The 26349-nt window shown below is 64.8% G+C and carries 26 protein-coding genes and 1 tRNA gene; 8 read left to right on the forward strand and 19 right to left on the reverse strand.

What is annotated here, in order from left to right; genetic code table 11:
* Window positions 1-156: 156 nt before the first annotated feature.
* Both L286_RS32255 and ruvC read left to right on the forward strand, forming a co-directional pair.
* Window positions 157-900, forward strand: a complete 744-nt coding sequence (locus L286_RS32255; protein WP_007688711.1) for a YebC/PmpR family DNA-binding transcriptional regulator — start codon at window positions 157-159, stop codon at window positions 898-900.
* Between the two features lie 118 nt (window positions 901-1018).
* On the forward strand, window positions 1019-1510 hold the full coding sequence (gene ruvC, locus L286_RS32260; protein ID WP_007688713.1) for a crossover junction endodeoxyribonuclease RuvC: 492 nt from the start codon (window positions 1019-1021) through the stop codon (window positions 1508-1510).
* A gap of 174 nt (window positions 1511-1684) precedes the next feature.
* Here ruvC and ppc read toward each other — a convergent pair whose 3' ends face one another.
* Entirely contained in the window at window positions 1685-4384 is a 2700-nt protein-coding gene (gene ppc / locus L286_RS32265; RefSeq protein ID WP_020817665.1) for a phosphoenolpyruvate carboxylase, read from the reverse strand.
* 186 nt (window positions 4385-4570) lie between these two features.
* Between ppc and L286_RS32270 the strand changes: the two genes are divergently transcribed.
* Window positions 4571-6025, forward strand: coding sequence for an ATP-binding protein (locus L286_RS32270; RefSeq protein ID WP_020817664.1), 1455 nt, complete (start codon window positions 4571-4573; stop codon window positions 6023-6025).
* On the forward strand, window positions 6022-6489 hold the full coding sequence (locus tag L286_RS32275) for a low molecular weight protein-tyrosine-phosphatase (RefSeq protein WP_020817663.1): 468 nt from the start codon (window positions 6022-6024) through the stop codon (window positions 6487-6489). The genes L286_RS32270 and L286_RS32275 overlap by 4 nt, the downstream gene beginning before the upstream one ends.
* Before the next feature lie 304 nt (window positions 6490-6793).
* Here L286_RS32275 and L286_RS32280 read toward each other — a convergent pair whose 3' ends face one another.
* The 5 genes from L286_RS32280 to paoA are packed head-to-tail and all read right to left on the reverse strand — an operon-like array spanning window position 6794 to window position 13498.
* Window positions 6794-7579, reverse strand: a complete 786-nt coding sequence (locus L286_RS32280; RefSeq protein ID WP_020817662.1) for a S1/P1 nuclease — start codon at window positions 7577-7579, stop codon at window positions 6794-6796.
* 57 nt (window positions 7580-7636) lie between these two features.
* Window positions 7637-9640, reverse strand: a complete 2004-nt coding sequence (locus tag L286_RS32285; protein WP_020817661.1) for a TonB-dependent receptor — start codon at window positions 9638-9640, stop codon at window positions 7637-7639.
* 52 nt (window positions 9641-9692) lie between these two features.
* Window positions 9693-11909: an aldehyde oxidoreductase molybdenum-binding subunit PaoC gene (paoC, locus tag L286_RS32290; RefSeq protein WP_020817660.1), complete on the reverse strand. Its 2217-nt coding sequence runs from the start codon at window positions 11907-11909 to the stop codon at window positions 9693-9695.
* Window positions 11910-11912: 3 nt separating this feature from the next.
* A complete protein-coding gene (locus tag L286_RS32295; protein ID WP_020817659.1) occupies window positions 11913-12863 on the reverse strand; it encodes an FAD binding domain-containing protein in 951 nt (316 codons plus the stop codon).
* Window positions 12860-13498 (reverse strand): aldehyde dehydrogenase iron-sulfur subunit PaoA, encoded by a 639-nt coding sequence (gene paoA, locus L286_RS32300; RefSeq protein WP_025160474.1) that lies wholly within the window; start codon window positions 13496-13498, stop codon window positions 12860-12862. The genes L286_RS32295 and paoA overlap by 4 nt, the downstream gene beginning before the upstream one ends.
* A 253-nt stretch (window positions 13499-13751) precedes the next feature.
* Here paoA and L286_RS32305 point away from each other — a divergent pair.
* A tRNA-Gly gene (locus L286_RS32305) sits at window positions 13752-13826 on the forward strand.
* 372 nt (window positions 13827-14198) lie between these two features.
* On the opposite strand, the gene L286_RS32310 is transcribed toward L286_RS32305, so the two are convergent.
* The 7 genes from L286_RS32310 to L286_RS32340 all read right to left on the reverse strand — a co-directional run bounded on the left by L286_RS32310 (window position 14199) and on the right by L286_RS32340 (window position 19559).
* Entirely contained in the window at window positions 14199-15080 is an 882-nt protein-coding gene (locus tag L286_RS32310; RefSeq protein ID WP_020817657.1) for a hypothetical protein, read from the reverse strand.
* On the reverse strand, window positions 15077-16024 hold the full coding sequence (locus tag L286_RS32315) for a hypothetical protein (RefSeq protein ID WP_020817656.1): 948 nt from the start codon (window positions 16022-16024) through the stop codon (window positions 15077-15079). Before L286_RS32315 ends, L286_RS32310 begins: the two co-directional genes overlap by 4 nt.
* A gap of 10 nt (window positions 16025-16034) precedes the next feature.
* Window positions 16035-17285: a three-Cys-motif partner protein TcmP gene (locus L286_RS32320; protein WP_020817655.1), complete on the reverse strand. Its 1251-nt coding sequence runs from the start codon at window positions 17283-17285 to the stop codon at window positions 16035-16037.
* Window positions 17286-17318: 33 nt separating this feature from the next.
* Complete coding sequence (locus L286_RS32325) at window positions 17319-18101, reverse strand: phage Gp37/Gp68 family protein (RefSeq protein ID WP_020817654.1); 783 nt, start codon at window positions 18099-18101, stop codon at window positions 17319-17321.
* A 105-nt stretch (window positions 18102-18206) separates the two neighbouring features.
* Window positions 18207-18530 (reverse strand): helix-turn-helix domain-containing transcriptional regulator, encoded by a 324-nt coding sequence (locus L286_RS32330; RefSeq protein ID WP_020817653.1) that lies wholly within the window; start codon window positions 18528-18530, stop codon window positions 18207-18209.
* A 4-nt stretch (window positions 18531-18534) separates the two neighbouring features.
* Window positions 18535-18876, reverse strand: coding sequence for a type II toxin-antitoxin system RelE/ParE family toxin (locus tag L286_RS32335; protein WP_020817652.1), 342 nt, complete (start codon window positions 18874-18876; stop codon window positions 18535-18537).
* Window positions 18873-19559, reverse strand: coding sequence for a hypothetical protein (locus L286_RS32340; protein WP_193746234.1), 687 nt, complete (start codon window positions 19557-19559; stop codon window positions 18873-18875). The genes L286_RS32335 and L286_RS32340 overlap by 4 nt, the downstream gene beginning before the upstream one ends.
* On the opposite strand from L286_RS32340, the gene L286_RS48930 reads away from it, so the two are divergent.
* On the forward strand, window positions 19546-19773 hold the full coding sequence (locus L286_RS48930) for a hypothetical protein (RefSeq protein WP_167331038.1): 228 nt from the start codon (window positions 19546-19548) through the stop codon (window positions 19771-19773). The two genes, L286_RS32340 and L286_RS48930, sit on opposite strands and share 14 nt — an antisense overlap.
* A 45-nt stretch (window positions 19774-19818) precedes the next feature.
* Complete coding sequence (locus L286_RS32345; protein ID WP_152522333.1) at window positions 19819-20340, forward strand: hypothetical protein; 522 nt, start codon at window positions 19819-19821, stop codon at window positions 20338-20340.
* Here the strand turns inward: L286_RS32345 and rlxS are convergent.
* The 6 genes from rlxS to L286_RS32375 form a co-directional block, all read right to left on the reverse strand.
* Window positions 20337-22355, reverse strand: a complete 2019-nt coding sequence (rlxS, locus tag L286_RS32350) for a relaxase/mobilization nuclease RlxS (RefSeq protein WP_020817647.1) — start codon at window positions 22353-22355, stop codon at window positions 20337-20339. The genes L286_RS32345 and rlxS overlap by 4 nt on opposite strands.
* A gap of 197 nt (window positions 22356-22552) precedes the next feature.
* Window positions 22553-22915, reverse strand: a complete 363-nt coding sequence (locus L286_RS32355) for a hypothetical protein (protein WP_233431848.1) — start codon at window positions 22913-22915, stop codon at window positions 22553-22555.
* Window positions 22916-23144: 229 nt separating this feature from the next.
* A complete protein-coding gene (locus L286_RS32360; RefSeq protein WP_007682978.1) occupies window positions 23145-23756 on the reverse strand; it encodes a lytic transglycosylase domain-containing protein in 612 nt (203 codons plus the stop codon).
* Window positions 23744-24301, reverse strand: coding sequence for a S26 family signal peptidase (locus tag L286_RS32365; RefSeq protein WP_020817645.1), 558 nt, complete (start codon window positions 24299-24301; stop codon window positions 23744-23746). The genes L286_RS32360 and L286_RS32365 overlap by 13 nt, the downstream gene beginning before the upstream one ends.
* Window positions 24298-24528, reverse strand: coding sequence for a helix-turn-helix domain-containing protein (locus L286_RS32370; RefSeq protein WP_020817644.1), 231 nt, complete (start codon window positions 24526-24528; stop codon window positions 24298-24300). Before L286_RS32370 ends, L286_RS32365 begins: the two co-directional genes overlap by 4 nt.
* Window positions 24529-24683: 155 nt before the next feature.
* Window positions 24684-25004, reverse strand: a complete 321-nt coding sequence (locus tag L286_RS32375; protein WP_020817643.1) for a DUF736 domain-containing protein — start codon at window positions 25002-25004, stop codon at window positions 24684-24686.
* Window positions 25005-25276: 272 nt separating this feature from the next.
* On the opposite strand from L286_RS32375, the gene L286_RS32380 reads away from it, so the two are divergent.
* Complete coding sequence (locus tag L286_RS32380) at window positions 25277-26296, forward strand: DUF4365 domain-containing protein (RefSeq protein WP_238559307.1); 1020 nt, start codon at window positions 25277-25279, stop codon at window positions 26294-26296.
* Window positions 26297-26349 lie beyond the last annotated feature (53 nt).

The raw sequence follows: 26349 nt of genomic DNA on the forward strand, positions 1-26349 counted from the left end.
CCACCCCCTGACCCCCTCCCGCCTGCGGGAGGGGGCGTCCGCTCTCCACTCAATTTGCATCCCCAGGCCAAATCTCCATGCACCCCGAAGTTGCGCGAACCGGGCGCTCTCGCTAGAGAGCGCGCATCGAACAAACAGACAAGTCAGGAGCAGGCCGTGGCCGGCCACAGCAAATTCAAGAACATCATGCATCGCAAGGGCGCGCAGGACAAGAAGCGCTCCTCGATGTTCTCCAAGCTCAGCCGCGAAATCACCGTCGCGGCGAAGATGGGCATGCCCGATCCGGACATGAACCCGCGCCTCCGCCTCGCGGTCAACGCCGCCAAGGCGCAGTCCATGCCCAAGGACAATATCCAGCGCGCGATCGACAAGGCGATCGGCGGCGACATGGAGAATTACGAGGAAATTCGCTACGAGGGCTATGGCCCTGGCGGCGTCGCCATCATCGTCGAGGCGCTGACCGACAACCGCAACCGGACCGCGACCAATGTCCGCACCGCCTTCTCCAAGAATGGCGGCAATCTGGGCGCTTCGGGCGCCGTCAGCCATGGTTTCGACCGCATGGGCCTCATCACCTATCCGGCGAGCGCGGGCGATGCCGACGCGATCTTCGAAGCGGCGCTGGAGGCCGGCGCGGACGACGTGTCCTCGAACGAGGACGAGCATGAGATCTGGACCGCCATGGACGCGCTGCACGAAGTCGCCAGGGCGCTGGAGGCCAAGCTCGGTCCGGCGGAAGGCGCCAAGCTCGCCTGGAAGCCCCAGACCACCGTCGAAGTGGACGAAAGCAATGCGGCGACGCTGATGAAGCTGGTCGACACGCTGGAGGACGATGACGACGTCCAGACCGTCTGGGGCAATTACGAAGTCTCCGACGAGGTCATGGAGAAGCTGGGTTGATCCTTCCCCTTCCCTCTTCCCGGCGGGGAGAGGGACGCGAAGTTCCGGGCGCCTTGCCGCTTCGGCGAAGCTGGACAAGCCTCCCCATCCTCTCCCGCGACCGGGCGAGCGAAATATCATGATCATCCTGGGCCTGGACCCCGGCCTGGGCACGACCGGCTGGGGCCTGATCGCCGCCGACGGCAACCGGCTGACCCATATCGCCAACGGCCAGATCAAGACCGATTCGGACATGGCGCTGGCGAGCCGGCTGCTGGTGCTCGATCTGGCGCTGACCGACCTCATCCTCGAACATCAGCCCAATGGCGCCGCGGTCGAGGAGGTGTTCCTGAACGTGAATCCGCAATCGACGCTGAAACTCGGCCAGGCGCGCGGCGTGGTGCTGCTGGCCGCGTCGCGCTCCGGCATGGAGGTGGGCGAATATGCCGCCCGGCTGGTCAAGAAATCCGTGGTCGGCGTCGGCAATGCGTCGAAGGAGCAGGTCCACGCCATGGTCTCCCGCCTTCTCCCCGGCGCGAAGGTCGCTGGACCCGACGCATCGGATGCGCTGGCCGTGGCGATCACGCACGCCCACCACCTGGCCAGCGCGAGGCGGATTCCGCGGAAGTAGGTGGAGCGATTGGGGCGGGAACTGACCAATAGCTGACATCAGTTTCCGTAGTTTCCGTCACCCCGGGCTTGACCCGGGGTCCCGCTTTCTTGTCTGAGCGCCCGCCTCGTCCAAGGCAGCGGGACCCCGGATCAAGTCCGGGGTGACGAATAGGGGAAGGTCCGCAATCCACCCCTATCCGCTATTCCTCAGCGCCGTCGCGATCGCGTTGATCGACAATTCTATGCCTTCCTTGATGCGCGGGTCGTCCTCGCCGCTGCGGTGGCGCTTCATCAGTTCGACCTGGAGCAGGTTCAGCGGCTCGATATAGGGCAGGCGCAGACGGATCGACGTGTCGAGCTTCGGATTCCTCTCCAGCAGGCGCGATTGGCCGGTGGCGGCGAGCAAGCCGTCATGGGTCATGTCCCAGCCGCCTCTTATGCGGTCGAAAATCTCCGCGCCCCTCGCCTGATCCTCCACCAGCGGCAGATAATGGGCGGCGATGCCGAGGTCTGACTTGGCCAGCACCATCTCCAGATTGGCGAGCGCGGATTGCAGGAAGGACCAGTGCTGCGCCATGTCCGCCAACAACGCCTTGTCCTCGAAGGCGGAAAGCGCGTGACCCACGCCGTACCAGCCCGGCAGCATCACCCGCGCCTGCGCCCAACTGAACACCCAGGGGATGGCGCGCAGATCCTCGATCCGGGTGCTCTTGGTGCGGCTGGCCGGACGGGAGCCGATCTTGAGGCCGGAAATTTCCTGGATCGGGGTCAATTGCCGGAAGAATTCCTTGAACCCGTCGGTGCCGTAGACCAGGTCGCGATAGGCGGCGAAGGCGGTCTTCGACAATTGGTCCATAGCGGCGGCGAAGCGGGCGGCGTCGCGGTCGGACAGGACTTCGGGTTCCAGGCTGGCGAGCAGGGTCGCGCTGGTCGTCGCCTCCAAATTGGTCATGGCGACGTCGCGGGTGCCGAATTTGGCCGCGATCACCTCGCCCTGTTCGGTGATGCGGATGCGGCCCTGCACCGTGCCCTTGGGCTGCGCCTGGATCGCCGCGAAGGAAGAACCGCCGCCGCGCCCGACCGCGCCGCCGCGGCCGTGGAAAAGCTGCATCGCCGTGCCCGCTTCGGCAAAGACCGGGGCCAGCGCCTTGCTCGCCTGGAACAGCCCCCAGGTGGAGGTGATGTAGCCGCCGTCCTTGTTGCTGTCGGAATAGCCGATCATCACTTCCTGATGGCCGCGTTCCCGCACCACGCCCCCTACCTCCGGCAGGCCGAAATAGGCGGCCATGATCTTGGGCGCGGCCTCCAGGTCGGCGATGGTTTCGAACAACGGCACGGCCATGATCGCGGCCTGCGGCGGCCCGCCGTCCGCGCCCGCGCGCCACAGGCCCGCTTCCTTGAGGATGATGTTGACCTCCAGCAGGTCGGAAACGCTTTCCGCCTTGGAGATGATATAATGGGTGATGCATTGCGGGCCGTAGATGCGGTGCGCCTCCGCCGCGGCATGGACGATGGCGAGTTCGGAGGCGGTCCTTTCCGAATATTCGAAAAAGGGCGTGCCGAGCGGCCGGTTGTTCGCCAGTTCCCGCCGCAGCAGGGCGATGCGGGCATATTCGTCGAGGCCGGCATAGTCCGCCTCGACGCCGGCGACTTTCAGCAGTTCGGCCACCACGTCCTGGTGGACGTCGCTATTCTGCCGCATGTCGAGCGTGGCGAGATGGAAGCCGAAGGTCTCGACCGCGCGGATCAGGCGGCCGAGCGCGCCGCCCGTCGCCAGGGCGCCATTGCCCTCGCTCGCCAGGCCCTGCGCCACCGTCACCAGATCGCGCCGCAGGTCGGCCGGGCTGGCATAGGGTTCCCCCTTGAGCGCCGAGGGGCGGGGCGCGGCCTTGCCGACCAGCGACCTGTGGGTTGCGGCCAGACGGGCGTATATGCCGGAAATCGCCCGGCGATAGGGTTCGTCCTGGCGGCTGGGGGAGATGTCACCGCTGGCGTCGGCCAGGTCCAGCACCGCCTGCGACACATGGGCCAGTTCGGTCGAGAGCGACAGTTCCGCGCCCAGGGCGTGGAGCGCATCCATATAAAAGCCCAACGCCGCCTCGCAGCCCTTGGCGAGCGCCAATCGAAGCTGCGGCGCCTGGACGAAGGGATTGCCGTCGCGGTCCCCGCCGATCCAGTTGCCCACGCGCAGGAAGCTCTGCGGGCGCGCGCCCAGCACCCGTTCCCAGCGGGCATAAAGCGCGGGCAGCACGGGCAGGAAGACGTCGCGGAAATAGGCGAGGACATTTTCGATCTCGTCCGCGACGAACAGCTTTTCCCGGCGCAGCGGCCGCGTCTGCCACAGCAGCGCGATCTGGCGGAATATCGCCTCGTCCAGATTCTCTCCCTCATCGGTTTCCGTCCGGCCGCCATCCTTGAGCAGCATCAGGTCGGCGATGCGGTTCTTGTGGTCGATCATGCTCTTGCGCCGCACCTCGGTCGGGTGGGCGGTCAGGACCGGGACGATCAGGGCGTGGGACAGCAGGTCGAGCACGGCCTGGCGTCCTATTCCGTGGGATTGCAGCTTTTCGACGGCGGAGGCGACGTCCGCGCCCGGCTCGGCGGCGACGCCCTGGCGATCCTCGGCCAGGTTGGCGAGCATCGAGAACAGCATGAAGCCGCGCACGAAGCTGAGCGTGTCGTCGAGGTTCAGCGCATCCAGGCCGGTGTCGACCACGTCCGCGCCATGCAGGCCCCGCGCCCGGTCGACGGAGGCGGAGCGGATATATTCGGTCTGCTTGTAGATCTTCTCCCCGCCATAGGCGCGGATGACGTCGCCCAGCAGCCGGCCGAGATAGCGGATGTCGGGATTCTGGGTGATCGCCGGCACGGAGGAGGATGCAAGAGTCGCCATGATGGATCGATGCTGCACCGCAACAATGGGATGGTCAAGGGAATCCGGTCCGGTGCCGCCCCGCCTGATAGGTTGGCGTGTTCCTGCGAAGGCAGGAACCCAGGCCCGTCCTCCCCGCATTATCGCAGAGTTTCAACTTATTCTGCGGACTTGCGCGAAGCCCCTGCCCTGGGCCAAAGAACCCCTGTGACCGCCAGCATCAGCATAGGAAGCGACAGCAACGGCAATGCCGTTCTGGTCGATGTCGAGGAATTGCTTGCCACCCGGCTGCTCGTCCAGGGCAATTCGGGGTCGGGCAAGTCGCACCTGCTGCGCCGATTGCTGGAGGAAAGCGCCGCGCTGGTCCAGCAGGTGGTGATCGATCCGGAGGGCGACTTCGTCACGCTGGCGGATGAATATGGCCATGTGGTGATCGATGCCGGCGATTATAATGAGCGCGAAATCGTCAAGATGGCGATGCGCATCCGCGAACACCGCGCCTCCGTCGTGCTGAGCCTGGAATCGCTGGAGCTGGAGGCGCAGATGAAATGCGCCGCGACCTTCCTGTCGACGCTGTTCGACGCGCCCCGCGATCATTGGTATCCGGCGCTGGTGGTGGTGGACGAGGCGCAGATGTTCGCTCCGGTGGCGGCGGGCGACGTATCGGACGAGGCGCGTCGGCTTTCGCTGGCGGCGATGACGAACCTGATGTGCCGGGGGCGCAAGCGGGGGCTGGCGGGCGTGATCGCGACGCAGCGGCTGGCGAAGCTGGCCAAGAATGTCGCGGCGGAAGCGTCCAATTTCCTGATGGGGCGCACCTTCCTGGACATCGACATGGCGCGGGCCGCCGACCTGCTGGGCATGGAACGGCGGCAGGCGGAGCAGATCCGCGACCTGGAGCGCGGACGATTCCTGGCCTTGGGACCGGCCATTTGCCGGCGGCCGGTGGCGGTGAAGATCGGATCGGTCAAGACCAGCACGCGGGGCGGCACGCACAAGCTGATGCCACCGCCGGTCGCGGCGACGGGAAATCTGCAGGAATTGCTGTTCGCCGGCGCCGGCGAGGAGGAGGCGCTGCCCCCTCCGCCGCCGCGCGTCGAGCCGCCGCCCCTGCCCGCCGAGGAACTGATGCGGGCGCTGGCCGCCGCGCCTTCGGCCAAGCCTGCCGCGCCGGAACTGGACTTCGGGCAGAATGAGCCGGTGGTGATCGCCGTGCTGGAGGAGATCGTCGCCGATCTGGGCGATGCGCAGCCCGGCGTATCGACGCTCTACCAGGATTTCGGCGTGCGGTGCCGGATGAAGGGATTGCGCCAGCCGCCGCTCGACCTGCCCGCCTTCCGCAGGCGTTTCGCCATGGCGCAGGCCGGCATGTTCGACGCCGGCGATCCGCGCTGGGCCGATGCGATGAAGGCGGCGGAGACCCTGCCGGAGGACATGCTCGCGCCCTTCCTGCTGATTGCGCGGGCGGCGATGCAAGGGCTGCCCTGTCCCGACGATGCGGCGCTGGCCCGCGCCTATGGCACCAGTTCGCCGGGGCGCGTGCGGCGGCTGATCGACTATATGGAAAAGCTGGGCGTGATCGTGGCGCGCACCGATTTCGGCGGGCGGCGGTCGATCGGCGTGCCGCAACTGGGCCTCAGCACGGCGGCGGCCGAGGGATGAGCGCTTCGGTCCTGTTCGTGTGCCTGGGGAATATCTGCCGTTCGCCGCTGGCGGAAGCGGCGCTGCGCGCGGAGGCGGAGCGGGCAGGCCTTTCGGTGACGGTGGATTCGGCCGGGACCGGCGATTGGCATGTCGGATCGCCGCCGGACCGGCGGGCGCAGGCGGTGGCGTTGCGGCACGGGATCGACATTTCCGGCTATCGCGGGCGGCAGGTGACGGCGGGGGATTTCCGGCGGTTCGACCATGTCTTCGCGCTGGATGCGGGGAATTTGAGGAACTTGCGGCGGATCCGGCCGTCGGACGGAACGGCAGAGTTGCGGTTGCTGATGGACCTGGTGCCGGGACGCGAGGGAAGCGGCGTGACCGATCCTTATTTCGGCGACGATGCCGGCTTCGACGTGACCTGGGACGACGTCACGCGGGCGGCGCGGGCGATCGTGGAGCGGCTGCTGGAGCAGGAGTAGCGATTTCCATTCCGGTCGCGGCCGGAATGTGATTCGGACGATCCCGGCCCAAGGCCTGTGGGGATTTAGGCCGCGTGGACAAATTCGGAATGTCGGGAAATGGCCAATGGCGGACATCAGTTTCCGTCACCCCGGACGTGATCCGGGGTCCCGCTTTCTTTCTGAGTGCGCGCCCAGCCCAAGGCAGCGGGACCCCGGATCAAGTCCGGGGTGACGAATAGGGGGGAGGGGTGACGAATAGGGGGAAGGTCCGATCCCCACTCAAATCATTCAGTCTGGCGAGTCTTGAATTTGTCCACGCTGCCTAGGGCTGTCGGGGCGAATCGAAGATCGCGTTTAGGCAGGCGGCGATGCGCACGCCGGCCCGCCGCAGCCGGTCGTCCAGTTCGGCGCGATGCCGATAGGCATAGTCCCAGGAAAGGTTCGGGTCCGCCGGATAGATCGTCTTGCGCAGGGCGATGCTCTCACGGGTCCAGATGTCCGGATCGCACAGGCTCCAGCCGATCGTCTGTTCCGGCGTGATGGAGCGCGACAGCCAGTCCGCATATTCCGAATAGGACAAGGCGCGCTGCTCGATCAGGCCCGAATCCCAGACCGAATGCAGGTTGCTCTGCGCGCCGAAGAACGTGACCTTCACATCATTGCCGCCCCGGTCGTCCCCACCGCCGACATGCAGCGGCTGGTGCAGGTCGCCGATGATATGGACGATGAAACGCAGCGCCGCGCGGCGGTCGTCCAGCGATGCCCCGGGGTCGCGAAGCGTCGCCGTGAACCGGGTCAGCGCGGTCACCGCGTCGCCCTCCTTCGGCGCGTCCGAGGCGGCGTAGCGGTCGCCCTCCCTGACGGTGACATAATGCCAGGGGCTGGCCGTCCTGCGCCAATATTCGGCGGGGTCGGACCGCATGTCGTCGGGCCAGGTCGAAGCCTCCGCCAGATCCTCGGTCCCCAGCAGCAGGCGGACCTGCGCGCGGGCGACGCCGCTCAGGTTGCGATCGGCTATGGCGCCGGTGACGCGATGGCCGACAGGCCCCCAGGCCTGGGCGGGCGCGGCGGCGAGGAGCGGCAGGACGAGGAGCAGGGCAAGGCGCATGATGACCTCATACAGCTTTGCCCCGGCGGGACCAGCGGGCTTTTTCAGAGGGTTGCCTCAGCCTGCGAAACGGAAGCCGATCCACAGCGTCCGGGGCGTGCCCAGGTCGATGGACCCTCCGGCATTGCGGGTGATCACTTCCTCATCAAAGAGATTCTCGCCGCGCGCGACCAGGGTCACGCCATGGCCGAGCGGCAGGCGCGCCACCGCGTCGACAGTCAGCGCATGAGGCAACACGTCCTTCTGGAGGTCGTCCTCATATTGCTTGCCGACATAGCGCAGGGTGGCGGAGAGCGCCGGTCCCTGCTTCGGTTCCCAGGCCAGCGTGGCGCTCGCGGCATGGCGCGGGCTTTGCGCCGGCGTCAGGCCGTCAAAGCCCTCTCCCGGCGCATGCACCGTGCTGTGGCTATAGGCATAGGATGCCGAAAGCAGGAAATCGCTCACCCGACCGATGGCGGTCAGTTCAATGCCCTTGGCGGTGATATGGTCGACATTCTGCCGCTCACGGGTGTTGGTGCGATTGACGAGCGTGACATTGGCGATGGCGTCGTCCAGCCGGTTTATGAAGCCGGTGGCGGAAAGGGTCAGGCCCGTGACCGGGCTGACGTCGATGCCCGCCTCCACGCCCTTCAGCTTTTCGGGCGTCAGCGCGGCATTGGCCAATGTCGTGATCGGGAAGACCACGAACGGCCGGTAAAGTTCGTTCAGCGTCGGCAGGCGAAAGCCGCTATAGGCCGCGCCGCGCAGGGCGAGGGCATCGCTGATCCGGTAGAGCGCGCCGACCCTTCCGGAAAACTGCCAGTCGGAGCGATCGGCAAAGCTGTTGTTGGCCGCGCCGGTGCCGCTGGCGCGATAGAAGCCGTCGCTGATCGTCCAGCGATCCGCCCGCGCGCCGCCGGTCAGGACCAGCCGGCCCAGCGTCCAGTCATCCTCGGCGAAGACGCCGGTGGTGATCTGCTCGCCGCCCGCGTGACGGCGGGAGGTCACGGTGTTGGCCGCGATATTGGCGTTATAGGCATCCTCGAACATGTCGCCGCTGGCGAAGCGGGTGTCCGCGCCGATGCGCAGCACATGGTCGGGGCCGACCGGCGGCCGCAGCTCGATCTTGCCGCCGATGCCGGTCGAGGGCGTATTGCGCTGGTCGAGCGACTTGCGGAAGGTGGAGGCCGAAATCACGATGTTGGAGAAGTTGCGCGCCTGGATATAGGCGAGCGCATCGACCTGCCACGCGCCGCGGGAAATGAAGCGGATGCTGGCGTCCTGCCCCTCGCTCATGCTGTCCGCGCCCTGGAAGCGCAGGGTCCGTTCGTCGTGGAAGATGGTGCCCCGAAACTGGATTTCCGACGTGGCGGACAGCGGCGCGACGGCGCGCAAATTGGTGGACCATCCGTCATAGGCGGCGGGCGCGGTGGCGGCGACGCGCTGGTCCCTGGGCGTGGTCAGGAAGCCGTCGCCCCGGTCCCAGCGACCCGACAGCGAGACATAGCCGCCGCCCAGGTCGGGCGTCAGGCTGGCGGTCAGTTCGGTCGCGTCCTTGCTGCCGTAGAAGGCGCTGGCCGCGAAGGTCGGAAGCTGGTCACGCGTGGCGCTGGCGAGTTCGATGGTCCCCGCCACGGCGCCCGCGCCGAAGGCCCCTATGCCGCCGCCGCGCGTGACCCGAACCACCGACAGGCGGTCGGGCACGAGCGCGCTGAACGGGATATAGCCGAAAAAGGGATCGGCCATCGGCACGCCGTCGAGCAGCACCAGCGTCCGGCTGGATGCGTTGCCGCCCAGGGCGCGCAGCGTCGCCCCCTGCGCCGAGGGATTGGCAGAGCGGCTGTCGGAACGGCGGAACTGCTGGAATCCCGCCACGTCGCCCAGCACGCTTTCGATCCGGCCGGAGGCGCTGTTGGTCAGCCGGTCCCGGTCGATGATCACCGATCCATAGGCCGGGGTGCCCGGCGGCAGGGAAAGCCCCTCCCCCGTCACGACGATGCGGTCCGGATCGGGCGCCTCCGTCGCCGCGGCCGCAACCGTTGGAATTGCGGCCAGAACCAGTGACAGCGGAAGATATTTCATCGGCGCCCTTTCCTCTCTTTGGGACAGGGACTAAGGGCGCGGCGTCGGAAGTTCAAGCGACCCTTTTTCCGGTTGACGACGCCAGAATCTTGTCGATGGTCAACGGATAGTCGCGCAGCCGCACGCCCGTGGCGTTGTAGATGGCGTTGGCGACCGCCGCCCCCGCCCCGCAAATGCCCAGTTCGCCGACGCCCTTGGCCTTCATGGGGGAACTCTTGTCGTCCAGTTCGTCGATGAACAGCACGTCCTGATGCGGGATGTCGGCATGGACCGGCACCAGATATTCGGCCATGTCGTGGTTGACGAAGAAGCCGAAGCGCGTGTCGACGCTCAGTTCCTCCATCAGCGCCGCGCCGACGCCCATGGTCATCGCGCCGATCACCTGGCTGCGCGCCGATTTGGGGTTGAGGATGCGCCCGGCGGCAAAGGCGCCGCCCATGCGGCTGATGCGCACCTCCGCCGTGTCGATGTCCACGCCCACCTCGCAGAAATGCGCGCCGAAGGTCGCCTGCGCATAGCGTTTGTCGAGGTCGCCATAATCCATGCTGTCCTCCGCCCACAGGCCTTCCCGCCCCGCCAGCGTCCCCAGCGGCTGCGACTGGTTGCCCAGGCGCACCAGGCCATCTTCGAACAGCCCCTTGTCCGCCGGGAAGCCGGCCTTTTCCGCCAGCTTGGCGCGCAGGGCCATGGCAGCGGCATAGACGCCCGCCGTGGAGCTGTTGGCGCCCCATTGGCCGCCCGATCCCGCCGATACCGGGAAACGGCTGTCGCCCAGGCGCACCGACACGGCCTCCAGCGGCACGCCCAGCATTTCCGCCGCCGTCTGGGCGATGATAGTGTAGCTGCCGGTGCCGATGTCGGTCATGTCGGTTTCGACCGTCACATGCCCCCTGGCGTCGACGCCGATCCGCGCGCCCGACTTGGCGACAAGATTGTTGCGGAAGGCGGTGGCGACGCCCATGCCGACCAGCCAGCGCCCGTCGCGCACCTGCCCTGGCTTGGGATTGCGGCGGTTCCAGCCGAAGCGCGCCGCCCCCTCGCGCAGGCATTCGACCAGCTTCCGGCTGGAAAAAGGACGCTGCGGTCCGGCTTCGGGATCATATTGCACGTCGTTGCGGATGCGCAGTTCGACCGGATCGACGCCGCATGCCTCCGCCAGTTCGTCCATCGCGACTTCCAGCGCGAGCAGGCCCACCGCCTCGCCAGGCGCGCGCATGGCGTTGCCCTCCGGCAGGTCGAGCGTCGACAGGCGGTGCGTCGTCAGCCGGTTGGGGCCGCGATAGAGCAGCCGCGTCTGCTGCGCCGCCGTTTCCGCGCCGCCGCCCGGCAGGTCGCCCGACCAGACCTCATGAGCGATGGCGTCGATCACGCCCTGCTTGTCGGCGCCGATGCGGATACGCTGGATGGTGGCGGGACGGTGGACGGTGTTGTTGGGGATTTGCGGCCGGGCGATGGCGACCTTGACCGGGCGGCCGACCAGGCGCGATCCCAGCGCCGCCAGCAGCGCGTCGGCGCGCACCCACAGCTTCGCGCCGAAGCCGCCGCCGATATAGGGCGAGACGAGGCGGATATTTTCCGGCGGGATTTTCAACGTCTTCGCCATTTCGCCTACGCCCCAGGCGATCATCTGGTTCGATGTCCAGAGCGTGAGCTTGTCGCCGTTCCAGGCGGCGATGGTCGCATGCGGCTCCATCATCGCATGGCTCTGGTCCGGCGTGGTGTAGCTCTGGTCGATCTTCACCGCCGCCTTGGCGAAACCGGCCTCGAAATCGCCCGCCCTGGTGTCGGCGGGGCCGCCGAAGCCGGGCGGGGGCGGAACGCCCTTGTCCCGCTCCGCCGCCAGGTCGAAGCGGCCCTGTTCGGGCGCATAGTCGATGCGGACGAGCCGCGCGGCGTCGCGGGCGTTTTCCAGCGTGTCGGCGATCACCAGCGCCACCGCCTGCTCATAATGTTCGATCTGCGGCCCGCCGAGCAGATGGGCGGTGTTGAAATTGCCCTTGCCGAGCGGCCCCGCATTCTGGTGCGTGACGATGCCCAGCACGCCGGGCGCGGCTTCGGCGGCGCGCAGGTCCATGGCGCCGATCCGCCCCTTGGCGATGGCCGATCCCACGATCCAGCCATAGGCGGCGTTGGGCGCGGCGTCGTGCCGTTCATAGGCATAGGGGGCAGTGCCGGTGACCTTGGCAGGGCCGTCGATCCGGTCATGGGCAACGCCGACGACGCGGCCCCGGTCGATGGGATTGGTGGTGGCTGGCGTGTCGAACTTCATGGCTCAGGCCCCCTTCTGACGGTAGAGCGAGGCAAGGGTGCGGGCGGTCAGTTGCTGCTTGAAGGCATTGTGCGCGGTGGGCCGCGCGCCGCTCAGCGCAGCGTCCGCCACGGCGGCCGCACCCGACGGGGCGGCGGCATCGGCGGCGTCGGTGCGCCATGGCTTGGCCCCTATGCCGCCGAAAGCGAAGCGCGCCCGGCCATCCTTCTGAAACACCGCCGCGACCGACACCAGCGCGAAGGCATAGGAGGCCCGGTCGCGCACCTTGCGATAGACATGGGTGCCGCCCAAGGGCTTGGGCAGGGTGACTGAGGTGATGAGTTCGCCGGGTTTCAGCGCATTTTCGATATGCGGCGTCTCGCCCGGCAGTAGGTGGAAGTCCGCGATCGGGATGGACCGGCGGCCGCCATCGGCGCCCACCGTGTCGACCTGCGCGTCGAGCAGGCGAAGCGCCACCGCCATGTCGGACGGGTGCTGCGCGATGCAGGCGTCGCTGGTGCCCAGGATCGCCAGGCTGCGGCTCATCCCCTTGATCGCGCCGCAGCCGCTGCCGGGCTGGCGCTTGTTGCAGGGCATGCGCGTGTCATAGAAATAGGGGCAGCGGGTGCGCTGGAGCAGGTTGCCGCCGGTGGTCGCCTTGTTGCGAAGCTGTCCCGAAGCGCCCGCCAGCAAGGCGCGGCTCAGCACCGCATAATCGCGGCGGACGGTCCTGTCGGCGGCGAGATCAGTATTGCGGACCATCGCGCCGATTTTCAGGCCGCCTTCCGCCGTCGGCTCGATGCGGTCGAGGCCGAGATGGTTGACGTCGATCAGATGGGTCGGCGTCTCGATCTGCAGCTTCATCAGGTCGAGCAGGTTGGTGCCGCCCGCGATGAAGCGCGCGCCCTGGGTGCTGGCGGCGGCCTTCGCCGCCTCCTCGACGCTGGCGGCGCGGCTGTAGGTGAAGGGCCTCATGCCTTATCCTCCCCCGCTACCTCGCGGATCGCCGCGACGATGTTGGGATAGGCGGCGCAGCGGCAGATGTTGCCGCTCATCCGCTCGCGCACCTCGCTCTCGGAAAAGGCGACGCGGTCGAGATCTTCGGTGGCATGGCTGGGGATGCCCGCCTCGATCTCCTCCAGCACCGCCACCGCCGAGCAGATCTGGCCGGGCGTGCAATAGCCGCATTGATAGCCGTCATGGGTGATGAAGGCGCGCTGCATCGGGTGGAGCTTCTCCGGCGTGCCGAGTCCTTCGATGGTGGTCACATGATCGCCCTCATGCATCACCGCCAGGGTGAGGCAGCTATTGATCCGCCGCCCCTCCACGATCACCGTGCAGGCGCCGCACTGGCCATGGTCGCAGCCCTTTTTCGTGCCGTTGAGGTGCAGATGCTCGCGCAGGGCGTCGAGCAGGGTGGTGCGGGGATCGAGTTGCAGGTGCACCTCGCGGCCGTTCACGGTCAGTCCTACGGCGTTCATGCGGGCCTGCTCCTTCTGGCGTTGCGGGCGGCCAGGGGCGGCGGCCTGCGCCTCGCCCAGCACGGGAATGGCGGCAGCGGCGACGGCGCTGCCCTGAAGCAAGCCGCGGCGCGTCAACGGTTCTGGCATGCTATGCTCCTCCTCCTGCCCCGCCATAAGAGGCGAAGGGCGATCATATCCGTCGTTGCTCACTGATTTGACAGGCAGGATGGTAGCATATGGCCATGCAACGCCAAGCCGCAAGGTGGATAAACCGGCTATTGAGGGCCAAATCGGGCGTGAGGCGAAAAAAATGACTTTATGCAGATTCTCCCTTGCCGAGGTGGGAAGCCGCTGCTAGTTGCCCCCCACCCGCCGAGAGGGACATCCTCCGGCCGCCAGAGCGGGCGTAGCTCAGGGGTAGAGCACAACCTTGCCAAGGTTGGGGTCGAGGGTTCGAATCCCTTCGCCCGCTCCAGAATTCCATTGAAAATCAGTGATCTATGACCGCGGCCTGAAAAGGTCTGCGGGTCAGGTGAATTTGCGGGTCCACGGCGGGTCCACCATCAAGCCTCGCTTCAGCGTGCCCGGTAGGGTGTTGGGCTGAGGGGCCTCAATTTTTGCGAGCTTTATCTCCCATCGCCAATGCGGACGATCGGAAGACTCGAATGTCCCCTCAGCGACGCGGATTCTAAATCCCAGAGCCATGACATATCGGGTTGCCGCTGCGCACGCGATCGGCGCGGCTGTTACCGGCTTGTGCGAGGAAGATGCCTTTGCGAGGGTATGACGGTACAAAACACGATTGGAGGCGCTTTCAAATGTGAGACAGCCGGCCAAGTGATTTTCGTCAACTGTAAAAAGCGGCGCTACGTGGACCTGGCCATTGTTCATGCTCCAGTTCAGCCGCAAAATCCTGGTTCCCAATCCTGCGGCAGGCCGATGCCGCGATAAATTGCACGCCAAGCGCAAGCTTTACGACCGAAAGCCGCGTCAATCCTGCGGCCGCATATCGGCTCTGCACATAGTCCGGGAGAGCAGTGGCAACAGCGGCGACGATGGGGTCGTCACGATGGGGACTGAGCGCTGCCAATCTTCGCGCCAGCTCTTCATGATTGTGCCCCACGTCGCGCCGGGCAAGCGCCTTGGGATCTTCGCCGAGATCGATCAGAGCCGCTTTCATCGATAATTCGGCGGTCAGGCAGATGGACTGCACGACAGAATCCACGCTGAAACCGCTCGCCAGGATGTTGGAAACGTCCTCGAGATTCGACAGCGCCAGGCGCCAAAGTTCGGAAGGCGGCTGAGCTTTCCCGCCATCGATGCCGTAGGTCAAATCGTAGAGGTCAGCAAACGCGAAGGCGCTGCAGGCAGCGATAGCCGCGTCACCGCGGCACCAGCGAATCCATTCTTCGTGCGCCTCAAAGCCCAAGCCGTTATGAATCGAGACCGAACACGTCCCGAAGATCACGGCGACCGTCACCTTGCGGACGGTGTCCACGGAAGCCGCGAGACCGACGCCCTTCCCGGGCCATGCCTCATCGACCTGTGGAAACAGCCGGCGATAATCCTCCATGACCCGGTCGACATCCGGATTGCCGAGGACTCCCATTACGAAGCCGCCCCCGAGGATCGCCATCGCGGCACGCATGGGGCGCGCATGCATGGCAACGCCGGCTTGGGCGAACTCAGCGTCGAGCCGCAGGAGATCCCGATCGGTCCAGGTCGTCATGCGACCGAGACATCGAAGGACGGCCAAGCTCGCCGGAATGTCCTCAATGCCTTGGTGCGGGCCTCGTCCAAGGCGCGGGCGGCGCTATGATCGACCATGAAAACAGGGCAGTTTGGATCGTCGCAGGAACAGTGCCGAATGCTCTGATCGGCAAGGTGGTGTTTGAAGACTCGGCGAATCTCGTCGAGCTCGCGCACGACTTTCGTCATTTTTGCCCGCGTTCCGGCATCTCGCAGGGTGTGCAGCGACGGCAATCGGCGAATTTCCGTTCCGTCCCGTGTTCGCCAGATCCCGGTATTGAGCGCGCCGATCATATCCTCGATCGCCTGCTGAAAGGCGGGTAGAGAGCTTTCAGTCTGGAAGGGCGTTCGGAAGGCTGGCCGCTCGAACACCGCGGCCATGATCCGCAGGGTATCCTCATCGGACAAGTCGGGAAAGTCATCGACGAACCGGCGCAGCTCGCTCTCGGCGTCGGGGAAAACGACACCCTCGACGAAACGCTGAAGCAGAAATTCCGCACGCAGCCGGAGCGCTTCTTCGAACTCCACCCCTGACCAGATATCGACGATCTGGATGCCGAGCTTACGACCGGCTGATTTTACACGATCGCGCTGATCGCTGGAAACGGCGCCCCGACAAACAAATTTGAAGGCGTCCGGCATGCCGCTCGGAGCGCGGCACGCCTTTTCCATGTCACGTGTGGCCTTCGCTTCGGTGAGGCTCGCGCGGTTGACGCACTGGATCACGGTGCTGCGCGGTTGCCAGTCTTCGAAATGTTCGATCCCGACAATGTCGCGACCGAGGTCACTGCCGGTCTGACCATGCCATGCAAGATCGCTCCAACCTGCGCGTAGATGATAGGCGAAGACCAGACGCTCAAAATCCTGCCCGCCAAAATCCTCGAAATGGACGGGCCGGACAGTGCGGGCGATGATGCTTGTCATGGAGTCGCCCTCATTTCCGCGGCTCTCTGAGGAACATCGGATAGAAACTCGTCTGCGGCTTGAGCTTGAGCATATCTCCGATGCCGATGGTGTTCGCGTTGCGCCGCTCACCGCCAGCGGGCGTTATGACCTCGACATCGGGATTCTCGATAATCGCGCTATGCACGTCATCCGTATGCGCCGGCGTCGTGTTGTAGATGCTCTCGTAAAAGTCGCCCACGCCAATGACGTCGCCTGATCCTGAGATGAGCTTGGGAATGTCCGTCAGAAGCTGGGTCTTCGCGGCCTCGCGGCCGGAGAGATCGAAGAGGTAAAGCGATCCGTCTTCGTGGCTCGGGTCATAGCTCAGCATGTTAAGACCCGAGCGGCCGAAATGCGCCTGGGCGCTGCTGTTCTCGTGCAGGATGTTATTATAGACCTGACGCGCCCGGTAGAAATTGCCGAAGTGAATCAGCCAATATCGCCACCCGTCGGGATTGTTGATCGAGAATGGGCTGACGAAGGGCGCGCAGGTCCGGAAGGTTTCGAACACCAGTCGCTCGGCTGCGCCGAGCCAATTGCTCTTACTCATCGCGCCATTGAGCGTGCCCAGATTGGCGGCATCGATATCGAAGGGCCGGAGCTGGGCCGCGAGCTGAACCGGGTCCGATTTCTGCAGGAAAGATACCAGGGCTTCGATCGCGAAGGTGTAGAATATCTCGACCGAGTGGTAGGATCGCATGATGTCGAGCAGTGTCTGACGCTGAACATGGCTGTGACCGCACTGGTCGAGGTTGAAGAGAACGTTGCGATAGCGGCCCTGGTCGAGCAGCGCCTTCATCTGTGGATAAACGGCCTCGAACGCCTCGGTCATGTACGCAATACGCAGATGAAGCTTCGGGACGTTCTCCGCGATTTCCGCCTGCAAAGGCGCGATGTTCGCCTTGAGCGCCTCGATCGCGTCTCGATTATGATCGTTCAGGATCAGCAGGCATTCGATCTCGATCAGGCCCAGGCCCTGCGCGGCGCGCTGGACATTGACCGTCTCGATCGCCCGCTTCAATTCCTCGACGAAGATAAGAGGTGAGCCGGCAGTGCCGCACTGATAGCGGCCGCCACCGGCAAACCCGTCGACGATCGCTAACCGGAACCGTTCCTGTTTGGGGAGCTGGCAGCGGACAGTCAGATACTCGGAGAAATACTCCCGAAGTATCTTGTGCTTGCGCCGCGAATGATCTTCCAGCGTCGCACCATCAGCCCACTCATACGGCTTTTCCGCCATCGTGCCCCCTTAGCAACGCCGTTCCCCTTGTGATCACACGGCGCCCGCGAAGGCGGACGGCATTTCATCCCAGGTTTGTCCGCGATATTCTCTACCGTTGGCCTTCTTCGACCGGCGCTTGTTGTCTTTGCCCCACGTTCCCCATTGCTTGAAGAAAAAAGCAGCTTCGTATTCTGTGCACTGGTGATGGATCTGGTCGATCCACTCCTCCCGGATCGGTCGGGCCGATCGACCGCTCTCGCCGCCCACGATGGCCCAATGGATATCGGACAGATCGACATCTCCGACGGGACCGATCAATGGTTCGAACGACAGGAAGCGAATGGCTGCTGGCACCGTTCGAAGATGATCGATCCTGCTCACAACATCGGCATCTTCGACGCTGGTGCCCAACCATACATTGGGCAGGATATCCTGGATTTGGGTCGAGACGATGGAGGCCATGCGCTCGGGGCGTTTGGTGAGAATCTGGTAATTGTGGTGCGGAGTCTCGCGCATGACGCGCCACACCTCAAGGATGAAGGCATCGCTCACCTGTTCGTGGAACAGGTCGCTCATTGAATTGACGAATATCTTGCGCGATTTTTTCCAGCGCAGGGGAATGGCGAGCGACGCCTGATCTTCCCGGACGACGCCGCTCCAGATGGTGCGCTTGCCGCTTTGCCGGGTCAGTCCGGCATATTTTTCCATCCGCATCGCTTCGAGCCGCTTCGCCATCTCCATGGCGTAGCAGTTCGTGCATCCGGCGCTGATGATCGAGCAGCCGGCGACTGGATTCCAAGTGGCGTCCGTCCATTCAATCTGCGTTTCAGCCATGCCGTTCTCGCTGCACAGTCGGGGCTTGGATTCGTGCGCCGATTGCCCGTCGCGCGGCCTCTATACCACCTAGAACATAATGGGAACAAGTTGAAACGGCGATGTTCATGCCGCTTCGATCGCGTGAGCCTCGATATCGACGCCGAGCCGCTTGCGGACGGCACCAAAGATCGCGGCGAGGTTATCCATGCTCGGATTGCCTTTTTCGGAGAGCATCCGATGAAGGCTCTTGCTGGGCTTATTGGTTTCGACGGCAAGCGTCTCGAAACCCACCGAAGCGTTCACAAGATCCCGCAAGATGAGGCGCGCAGTATGGGGCTCGCCATTGAGAAACAGCGTCGCCGCTTCATCGAGCATGGCCTTGGCGAAGGCAGGGTCACGCGCCGCGCGCTCCTTCACCGTCTCCTTGAAATCGCAGGTCAGTTCCATGTCGTCATCTCCTGCCCGGTGCCTTCGCAGCCGCCTTTCGGGCCTTGTATTCTGCCAGTAGCGCGCCGGCCCGGTCGATATCGGCCTGTTGTCGCTTCTTCGTTCCACCTACGAACAGAATGATGAGGGTATCACTGTCCTGAGCGAGGTAGAGGCGATAGCCTGGTCCCCAATCGATCCGATACTCGCCCAGCCCACCGCCGATCCATTTGACGTTCGAGGTATTGCCCATCTCCAATCGCAATGTCGCCGTGGCGACTTTCGCCGCCGCTTGCGGATCGAGATCGCCAAACCAAGACCCGAACGGATTTGAACCATCCTCCCGAATATACTCTTGAACGATCATTCAAACGATCTGATCAGTAACATATACGTTACCTTCTGTCCAGTAGGCTCTGACGGCCCCTCAAGGCATCGCAAGTAGCCAATACCTATCGGCGGGGCCAGCGCGTATCTCAGCAGGCTGGGATTTGGAGGCGTTCGCCGGAGCAATGAAGCTCGCCGTCCTGCCAACCGCCGTTCTGCAATCCGCGACGAATAAGGCGGATCGAGCACCGCCATGGGCAGCGGGTCTACATGGCCCCAGAACCGTCCAATCCCGCGCGCGTAGCGCAGGATATCGCCCGCCCGAATCCGGAGCATTTCGCTTGCCGGCGTCGGTGCGGGCGCCAGATCGTAATAGTCGAGCGACGTGCTGTCCCAAAGCAGCGGCGCAATCGCCTGCAGTTCCTTGCATGACCGACCTTCGCCATGACGGACCACATTGGCGACCAGATGCAACTCCTTGAGGTCATCTGCCATACCCGTTGCCGCCAGATCGAGGCCACCAATCCGCACGCAAGCGGGAAGCGCCGTCTCCATGCTGCCGGCTTTCTCGCCATGGGCATGAGCCCAACGGCACAACTGGCGCTCGAACAGGCCGTCCAGGGTAAGCGCAAACGCCTTTGCTGCTTCATTGGCCGTGTGGTTATCAACCTGAGCGCCGCATTGGGAAGAATTCGTCCATGCTGCTCCCTTGCCCCACCACAAGCGCGTCCTGGACTGGAAGCTGATCCAGCGTCACGACGATCACCCGGCGATAAAGGCGGTCGACATTGGCTTGGAATATGCGGGGCAACTGATCGGCAATCTTCATGCCACGAGCATAGCGCCTGCTCCGTTGCCGACCAATGCCACCAACTTTTCGCTGTCGCTCTGCTTGGCACCAAGTGCAGCCTCCGCTGCGATGATGGTGCCCTCATGACCCTCGGCCGCTCCTGACCACATACGAGAGTGGATGGAAGCCCGCGTGCGTGAGCGCGGTCCTGTGCCGATGACGGACCGGATGTTTGATCACGGCCGGAACTATCACGAATGCGCTTTGCGCTGCCTCGAATTGCGGGGAGCCGGCCAGACCTTCTTGTTCCCGCCGGCCCTCGTATTGCTCGCGTTCGTCGTCGAGATTTACCTCAAGGCACTGCTTACCATTGAAGGTAAGGCCGACAAGGATCTCCACGGCCACGATCACGGAAATCTCTACGGCCGTCTCTCAGCTGATATGCAGGCGCGGGTCGCTGCCCGTTACGAGGAACGCCATCATCAGACGCTATCCGAGGACTTGCCTGGATATGCCGATCTGTTCGTCAAACACCGCTACGCTTACGAGCTGGAAGGCGCGCATGAGACCGACATATCGGGCGTCGCCCAGCTCGCATCATCGCTGTATGAAACCCTGACCGAATTGCAGCCCAATCTCGTTCGTGCGGGATTGGTCCATGATCGCATAATTACCCCGAACCAAGGGATTCCGATAGTCGCCGGGCCTGATTAAGAAATCACCGGTCCGTTTCTGCCTCGGCCGAACTGCCAGTTGATGCCGTCCGCCCGCATGATGCCCGAAGCTGCTTTCCCGATGTTCCTATCGAGCACATCACGCCACGGCACCAGCGTGAAGTCCCGCGACCGTTCGACCAATGCATGGCTCCCGCTTTCGAGATCGACCCGGCACTTGATCTTGCCCTCGATCCGCTCGCCCATTTGGACCAACTCAAACCGCTTGCCGAGATCGGTGCCGATCCGCTTGCCGGCCTCGCGCAACTCGCGCTGACGAAGCGTTTCCAGTGCGCCGTCGCGATAGCGGATTCCGCTTCGTTCCCCATCGGCAAGCTGCTGCTCGATCAGCCACTGCCGGCGTGCCGTCAGCGCAGTCCGAACTTCGCGTCCATAACCGACGTCTCGGACCGCGCCATGACCGCCTTCCGTCAGCTCGCGATCGAGCCAGGTGTGGGCCTCCTTCGCTGCCAGGTCGGCGACCGGCGACCGCGACAGCACCGACAGCATCACCGGCCGGTCGCGCTGCTGGCGCTGCGCGAATGCTTCCGCGCGGGCGAGATGATCCTCGGTTATGGTCCAACTGCCATCGGCCAAGCGCTCCGGTCCGGCGCCCGCTCGGCGCATTGCCTCCAGCCGCCGGACATGGCTGTCGGCGAACGCTTCGCTGGCGCTGGGATCTTGGCGAAGATGAAGATCGACCGAGTAGCGCCCGCCATTGGCGTGCGCAACCGCATCGACCGTGCGGTCGGCCTGCGTGACCATCGCCGCGCGCGGATCGATCCTGACGGTGGCACCTTCGGGCACCGAGGGCGTCGCATCTCCACGACCGATATCGACATAGTGAACCCGGCCATCGACACCATCGACGATCAGATAGTGCCGGTCGCGATGCTCGTCGGAAAAGCCCCGGTGGATCACGCGCCCGACCAAAGGCTCGCGCAAGTCGTTCGACACCACTTGCTCGACGCCCGCGCGGTCGAGCCGACGCACGGTCAGTTCGCGTTGCATGACGCGGATGATGTCGCCGCGCTCGCCCATACGGCGGAGCGTGTCCTCCATCCCGTCGGCGAGCCGGTAGCGCCCGCCGCCGATGTCTTCGGCCAGATCCATCGATTTAAGCTTTCGCAGCCGCCCCGCCGCCACCGATTGCTGGAAAGGATCGTTGTCGGCCGACGAGACGGTGCGATCAGCGTCCATCCGGCGCACCAAGCGCCGGTCGATCGCCGTCAGCCGTTCCTGATCGACATCGTGGCGCAAACGGTCCTCAATCTCACGATCGGTGCGCGGCCCCAAGTCGAGGGTCAACAACTCGGACGCGCGCTCGCGAAGTCCGTGCGATATATACTCCCGCGCGATGATGAGATTGTCGCCGCGGTCATCGACCCCGCGCAGCACGATATGGGTGTGCGGGCGCTCGGTGTTGAAATGGTCGACCGCCACCCAGTCCAGCTTCGTGCCGAGATCCTGCTCGACCTGCGTCATAAGCCGCCGGACATAAGGCTTTAGGTCAGGATATTCGGCACCGTCCTCAGCCGAGACGATGAACCGGAACTGGTGCCGGTCACCGGCCGTGCGTTTGAGGAAATCGTCGCCGTCGGCGCGGTCAGTTTCCGGGCCGTAGAGTTCGCCCGGCAAACCTTCGCGCGTGACGCCGTCGCGTTGAATATAGCGCATGTGTGCGCGGGCGACCTGACCGGCCTTGCCTTGCAGTCGGATCAGGCTCGCCTTGACGACCGCCCGGCGGCCCCGAAAGCCGGCCAGCCGATCGCGGCTCGACAGCAGCCGCCCCATGCTCGCACCGCGTCCGATCCGGCTGCCGTCGAACCGCCGTGATCGCACTCCGGTCTTGCTGCCGGCAAGCCGGGCTGCGGCAAGGATACGCCCACCATATTTAACGACGCGCTTGCCGTCCTTGCCGGACTTCCGGCCGAGCTTGGGCGTGAAGTCGTCCTCAGACATGGCGATGCCGCCAAATCTCGGGATATCGGTCCGAAAATGGCGGATTTCCGCCATTCTTCAGGGCGCCGTCTCGCGCACTGCTCTCCTTATCTCGTAGAAAAAAGATGTGCAGACAATCACTTAAGCAGTGTCGCGAGACACTGCCTTTATCTTGTTTCCCCTCTCTTCCTTCCTCTCCACCCTTCCGGCTCAAAAAAGGGGGAGAGACGACGCCGAACCGACGCCGCCTCTCCCCGTGATATGCGCTGCGATCAGTGCGCATGGAGCATCGCATCGCGCGCCCTGACCAGCGACCGAAACTGCCGACATCCCATCATCCCGTGCGCCTGGCCATCGCCATCCACGAGCATGGTGGCGCAGAACCACTTCCCGTCGAGCCGCCCGCAAATCGCTATCCGGTCGAGTTCGAAATCCTCATCGTCGGCGCTCTCATAGGCTCCGATCCACCGCTCCTCGACCCGCGCATCCCAGCGAAAATCCGCTTCCTCAGCCTCCAGAAACCGATGTGCCAAGGCTTCGCCGGCACCGCGCCCGAACTCCAGTTCAAGCCCAGCGACCGGCGCTTCCATCACGCGATCCGACGCCGTTCCGATGCTCTGATACATGCTCATCATGACCTCCAACGTTTGTGTCCTCATCATCGAGAACGGCGTCCGAGGGACGGGTGGTGGAGCGGCTGTCAGGGCCGCGGAGCGAAGCGCAGCGCCGCGAAGCGGACGTGGGGGGCACCGATTTTCGAAGAAAATTGGGGGGCACCCGCGGGCCTTGATAGCCGTTCCGCCAGCCGTCATGCTGGGTCTATCGAGACGAGCTTCCAACCTCTCGATGACGCGCAACATTGCCTCAATTCCCCTGCGACAGCGCGACGAACAGCGGCGATGCGGATGAATTTCCTTGTGCCTCGACCTCCGCCCGGCGCTCATCATTGCGCACGACAAACAGCGTGGCCGGCGGCGCCTGTGTGCGGGCGATCGTCACTGAGGAAGGAGCAGTCGGCGCGACCTTGGCGAGGTAGGCGACGGTCTCACCGGGCAGCGTGCGGCGTCCGGCGAGATGCTCGGCGTAGCGGCCGGGACCGGCATTGTACGCACCGAAGAGACCGGGATAGCCGAACCGGTCGTACATCAGGCGGAGGTAGAGAGTGCCGGCGAGAATGTTGTCGCGCGGATCGTCGGGATTGAAGCCGAGGCCGAGACGCGACCGCATGTCGGCCCAGGTCGCGGGCATCAGCTGCATCAGCCCCATCGCCCCCGCCGACGATCGGATGGCCTGGCCATTGAGGGTCGTCTGGCCATTGCTTTCGGCGCGCATGACGCGCTCAATCCATGCTGTCGGCACACCGAAACGGGCGGACGCTTCGGCGACATAGGGATGCCAGTCGGTGACGGATTCGGCGTTTGCAGGCGCGGCCAGCACGAGGCTGGCAGCAGCGACAGCGATCCTCAGCGCGCCCATAGCAGCCGCGCCTTTCCGACGATGTCTGCTTCGCCGATGGGACCGAAATAACGCCCGTCGAACGATGCCGGATTGTCCATCAGCAGGAACAGCTGGCGGCCGCGCAGGCGCACGCAGCCCGACCACATAGGCATCGGCCAGCCCTTGGCATCGGCCGCGCGGCGTTCGGTGATCCAGCGTCCGTTGATGAAGATTTCCTGCCCGAGCGCGCACACGTCATCGCCGGCGGCGGCAGCGACGCGCTTCACCAGCGGCACGTTGGCGGGCAGATAATGACGGCGCGCGGCAAGGTCGCGCCATGGCTGCGGCACCCGCGCGATCACCATGTCGCCGGGGTCGGCGGGCACGCCGGGCGACACCGAATAGAGGCCGATCGGGGCGCTGGCGCTGGCATTCCAGACGAGGCGTGGAAGGGGCAGGAAGATCGCGGGAGACAGGCTCAGCCCGACGAAGACCCCGAGTGCGGCGATGCGGCGATTGAGCCTGGCGCGGCGCACTTTCTCGGCGCGCAGGGCGTCGCCCCAGTCGAACAGCGGCCCGATCATGCGCCGATCCTCCGGGCGCTGTTCTCGCTGCTCCAGGCGTCGAGGTCGTCGATATGATATTGGACGTAGCGGCTGTGTCGGCGAAAGACCGGGCCTTTTCCGGCACGGCGCAGGCGCTTGAGCTGTCGGATCGAGAGCTTGAGATAGGCGGCGGCCTGATCGGTATTGAGGAAGGGAGAACCGCGTTTGGCGCGGTTGGCGCGCGTGATGTCGTCGTAGTCGTCCATGAAGTCGGTGTCCTGTCGCGGGGGAATCGCAGGGCGCGATCGCGGCACCGCAGATGCAGGGCAGGACACCGGCCGAAGAGTGTCGAAGTGCCGAGGGGCAAAACGACACCCCTATCGAGAGGAAGCCCCGCGCCGTTGGGCGCGGGGCATGGAGGTTAGTCGGCCGGGTTCCAGATCAGGGCGTAGGCGTCGTCATCGTCCTGCCCGGCGGAGCGGCCGAGATTGGCCCAGATCGTGCGGGGAAGCTCGGGCGCCGAGAGGCTGACGCGAACATACTCGCGCTGTGAAACCTCGCCGGTCCGGACCCAGCCAGCGCCGAGTTCGATATCGCCGGCGCGCACGATATAGTCGGGCTGATCCTCGTTGGCCTTTCGGCGATTGGGGATGATCTGAAGGTCGCAGCGCAGCGATGCCATCTTGAGCTGGCCCGTATAGGCGCCGTCCTGCTGCTTCTGCACATATCCGATTGCGGGCATTGGAAGTCTCCTTTCATGCGCGCGAGCGGCCGATCCGCCCGGGCGTGCAGACCGTCAGGCGGCGCGATCGGACACCCGAACCGTGAGGCCGCAGCGTCAGCGGAGGACCGGAGCCGCAGGCTTATTTGGAGCGAAGCGGCCGCGAGGAGCCCGTGGGACACGGGCGGGGAAATAAGCCGGAGGCGATGGTTTCGGGGGGGCGGGCGTCGCCGCCAGGTCGCTGCACATGCCCCGGCCGGACGGCCTGCGCCACCAGCTCGCAGGGACTTCATTTGCCTTCGCGATTGTCGCACAGCAGGTGGTGCCGTAGCACTGGGAGCATGGCAGTCGGAAAGAAGCGATCGGAGCAACATCTCATCGATCAGGACGGGATCGCCCTCCTTCGATCGAAGCTCCCGCGCCATTGGCTCCTGCGCGAATATCGTCCGGACTATGGTCTGGATTTCACGATCGAGACGTTCAAAGCCCTCGAATCGGAGACAACGGACGGGCGCCGGCCAACCTTCGAAACGCTGGGCGAACATGTCTTCGTTCAGCTCAAAAGCGTGGCCGAACCGAGCGTCCACACGCTCGAAATCTACAACCGGGGCAACGTCGAGAAGGCTCGCGAGACGCTCGACCTGACCGACAAGATCGCCGAAATCGAGACCTATCGATTCCAGCTCGAAATGTCGGAACTGGTCACGATCGAGCGGATGGGAATCGGTGTGCCAGTGCTGCTGGTGATCGCCGATCTGGCCCGCCAGCGCTGCTCCTTCGTTTGCCTGAACGACTATATCGACAAGATTCTGATCCCGCAGCACGATGATTATCGGACGGCCGGATCGCGCACGATCCACGTTCCGCTGTGGACCGAGATTGGGTCCGACGCCGGGATGATCGGGCTGCGCTGGTACGCCAAGCGCGCCAAGCTGCTTGCCGCGTTTCAGCGGTTTGCGTTCCAATATTCCGAGCTGCAATGGCCGGACAACGGCGACTGGCGAACGCTGGCGCGCTATTTCGGCGAGCGTATTGTCCAGTATGATTTCTGGGACGACACGGAGATGTGCGAGCCGATCCGCTATCACGCGGCGGGGCTGAGGCGTTTCCTGGAGACTGGGCAGCCCGGCTATTTCAAGGTGCCGGCAGACTTGCCCGATGGCTTCGACCCAGATGCTTTCAGGGAGCATTTCGAGAAGCAGGACGTGTTCGAGCTATGGCGGCTCCTGGCGCTGCTGCCGAAGACCTATGAAGATATCTGGCGAGAGTGGTTCCTCCCGACGTCGCTCGGGCAACTGACCTCCGCGCCATAATAGCCGCGCGCCGACGCCGGAACGGCGGTGGCGCGCGGCGCGATTTTTTCAGG

The sequence above is a fragment of the Sphingobium sp. HDIP04 genome, assembly GCF_000445085.1.
Lineage (GTDB): Bacteria > Pseudomonadota > Alphaproteobacteria > Sphingomonadales > Sphingomonadaceae > Sphingobium > Sphingobium indicum.

Excerpts from the sequence above, each read along its gene's own strand:
- ruvC (WP_007688713.1), top strand. The coding sequence starts at position 1,019 with ATGATCATCCTGGGCCTGGACCCCGGCCTGGGCACGACCGGCTGGGGC.
- ppc (WP_020817665.1), bottom strand. The coding sequence starts at position 4,384 with ATGGCGACTCTTGCATCCTCCTCCGTGCCGGCGATCACCCAGAATCCC.
- L286_RS32275 (WP_020817663.1), top strand. The coding sequence starts at position 6,022 with ATGAGCGCTTCGGTCCTGTTCGTGTGCCTGGGGAATATCTGCCGTTCG.
- L286_RS32280 (WP_020817662.1), bottom strand. The coding sequence starts at position 7,579 with ATGCGCCTTGCCCTGCTCCTCGTCCTGCCGCTCCTCGCCGCCGCGCCC.
- L286_RS32285 (WP_020817661.1), bottom strand. The coding sequence starts at position 9,640 with ATGAAATATCTTCCGCTGTCACTGGTTCTGGCCGCAATTCCAACGGTT.
- paoC (WP_020817660.1), bottom strand. The coding sequence starts at position 11,909 with ATGAAGTTCGACACGCCAGCCACCACCAATCCCATCGACCGGGGCCGC.
- L286_RS32295 (WP_020817659.1), bottom strand. The coding sequence starts at position 12,863 with ATGAGGCCCTTCACCTACAGCCGCGCCGCCAGCGTCGAGGAGGCGGCG.
- paoA (WP_025160474.1), bottom strand. The coding sequence starts at position 13,498 with ATGCCAGAACCGTTGACGCGCCGCGGCTTGCTTCAGGGCAGCGCCGTC.
- L286_RS32310 (WP_020817657.1), bottom strand. The coding sequence starts at position 15,080 with ATGACGACCTGGACCGATCGGGATCTCCTGCGGCTCGACGCTGAGTTC.
- L286_RS32315 (WP_020817656.1), bottom strand. The coding sequence starts at position 16,024 with ATGACAAGCATCATCGCCCGCACTGTCCGGCCCGTCCATTTCGAGGAT.
- L286_RS32320 (WP_020817655.1), bottom strand. The coding sequence starts at position 17,285 with ATGGCGGAAAAGCCGTATGAGTGGGCTGATGGTGCGACGCTGGAAGAT.
- L286_RS32325 (WP_020817654.1), bottom strand. The coding sequence starts at position 18,101 with ATGGCTGAAACGCAGATTGAATGGACGGACGCCACTTGGAATCCAGTC.
- L286_RS32330 (WP_020817653.1), bottom strand. The coding sequence starts at position 18,530 with ATGGAACTGACCTGCGATTTCAAGGAGACGGTGAAGGAGCGCGCGGCG.
- L286_RS32335 (WP_020817652.1), bottom strand. The coding sequence starts at position 18,876 with ATGATCGTTCAAGAGTATATTCGGGAGGATGGTTCAAATCCGTTCGGG.
- rlxS (WP_020817647.1), bottom strand. The coding sequence starts at position 22,355 with ATGGCGGAAATCCGCCATTTTCGGACCGATATCCCGAGATTTGGCGGC.
- L286_RS32355 (WP_233431848.1), bottom strand. The coding sequence starts at position 22,915 with ATGATGAGCATGTATCAGAGCATCGGAACGGCGTCGGATCGCGTGATG.
- L286_RS32360 (WP_007682978.1), bottom strand. The coding sequence starts at position 23,756 with ATGGGCGCGCTGAGGATCGCTGTCGCTGCTGCCAGCCTCGTGCTGGCC.
- L286_RS32365 (WP_020817645.1), bottom strand. The coding sequence starts at position 24,301 with ATGATCGGGCCGCTGTTCGACTGGGGCGACGCCCTGCGCGCCGAGAAA.
- L286_RS32370 (WP_020817644.1), bottom strand. The coding sequence starts at position 24,528 with ATGGACGACTACGACGACATCACGCGCGCCAACCGCGCCAAACGCGGT.
- L286_RS32375 (WP_020817643.1), bottom strand. The coding sequence starts at position 25,004 with ATGCCCGCAATCGGATATGTGCAGAAGCAGCAGGACGGCGCCTATACG.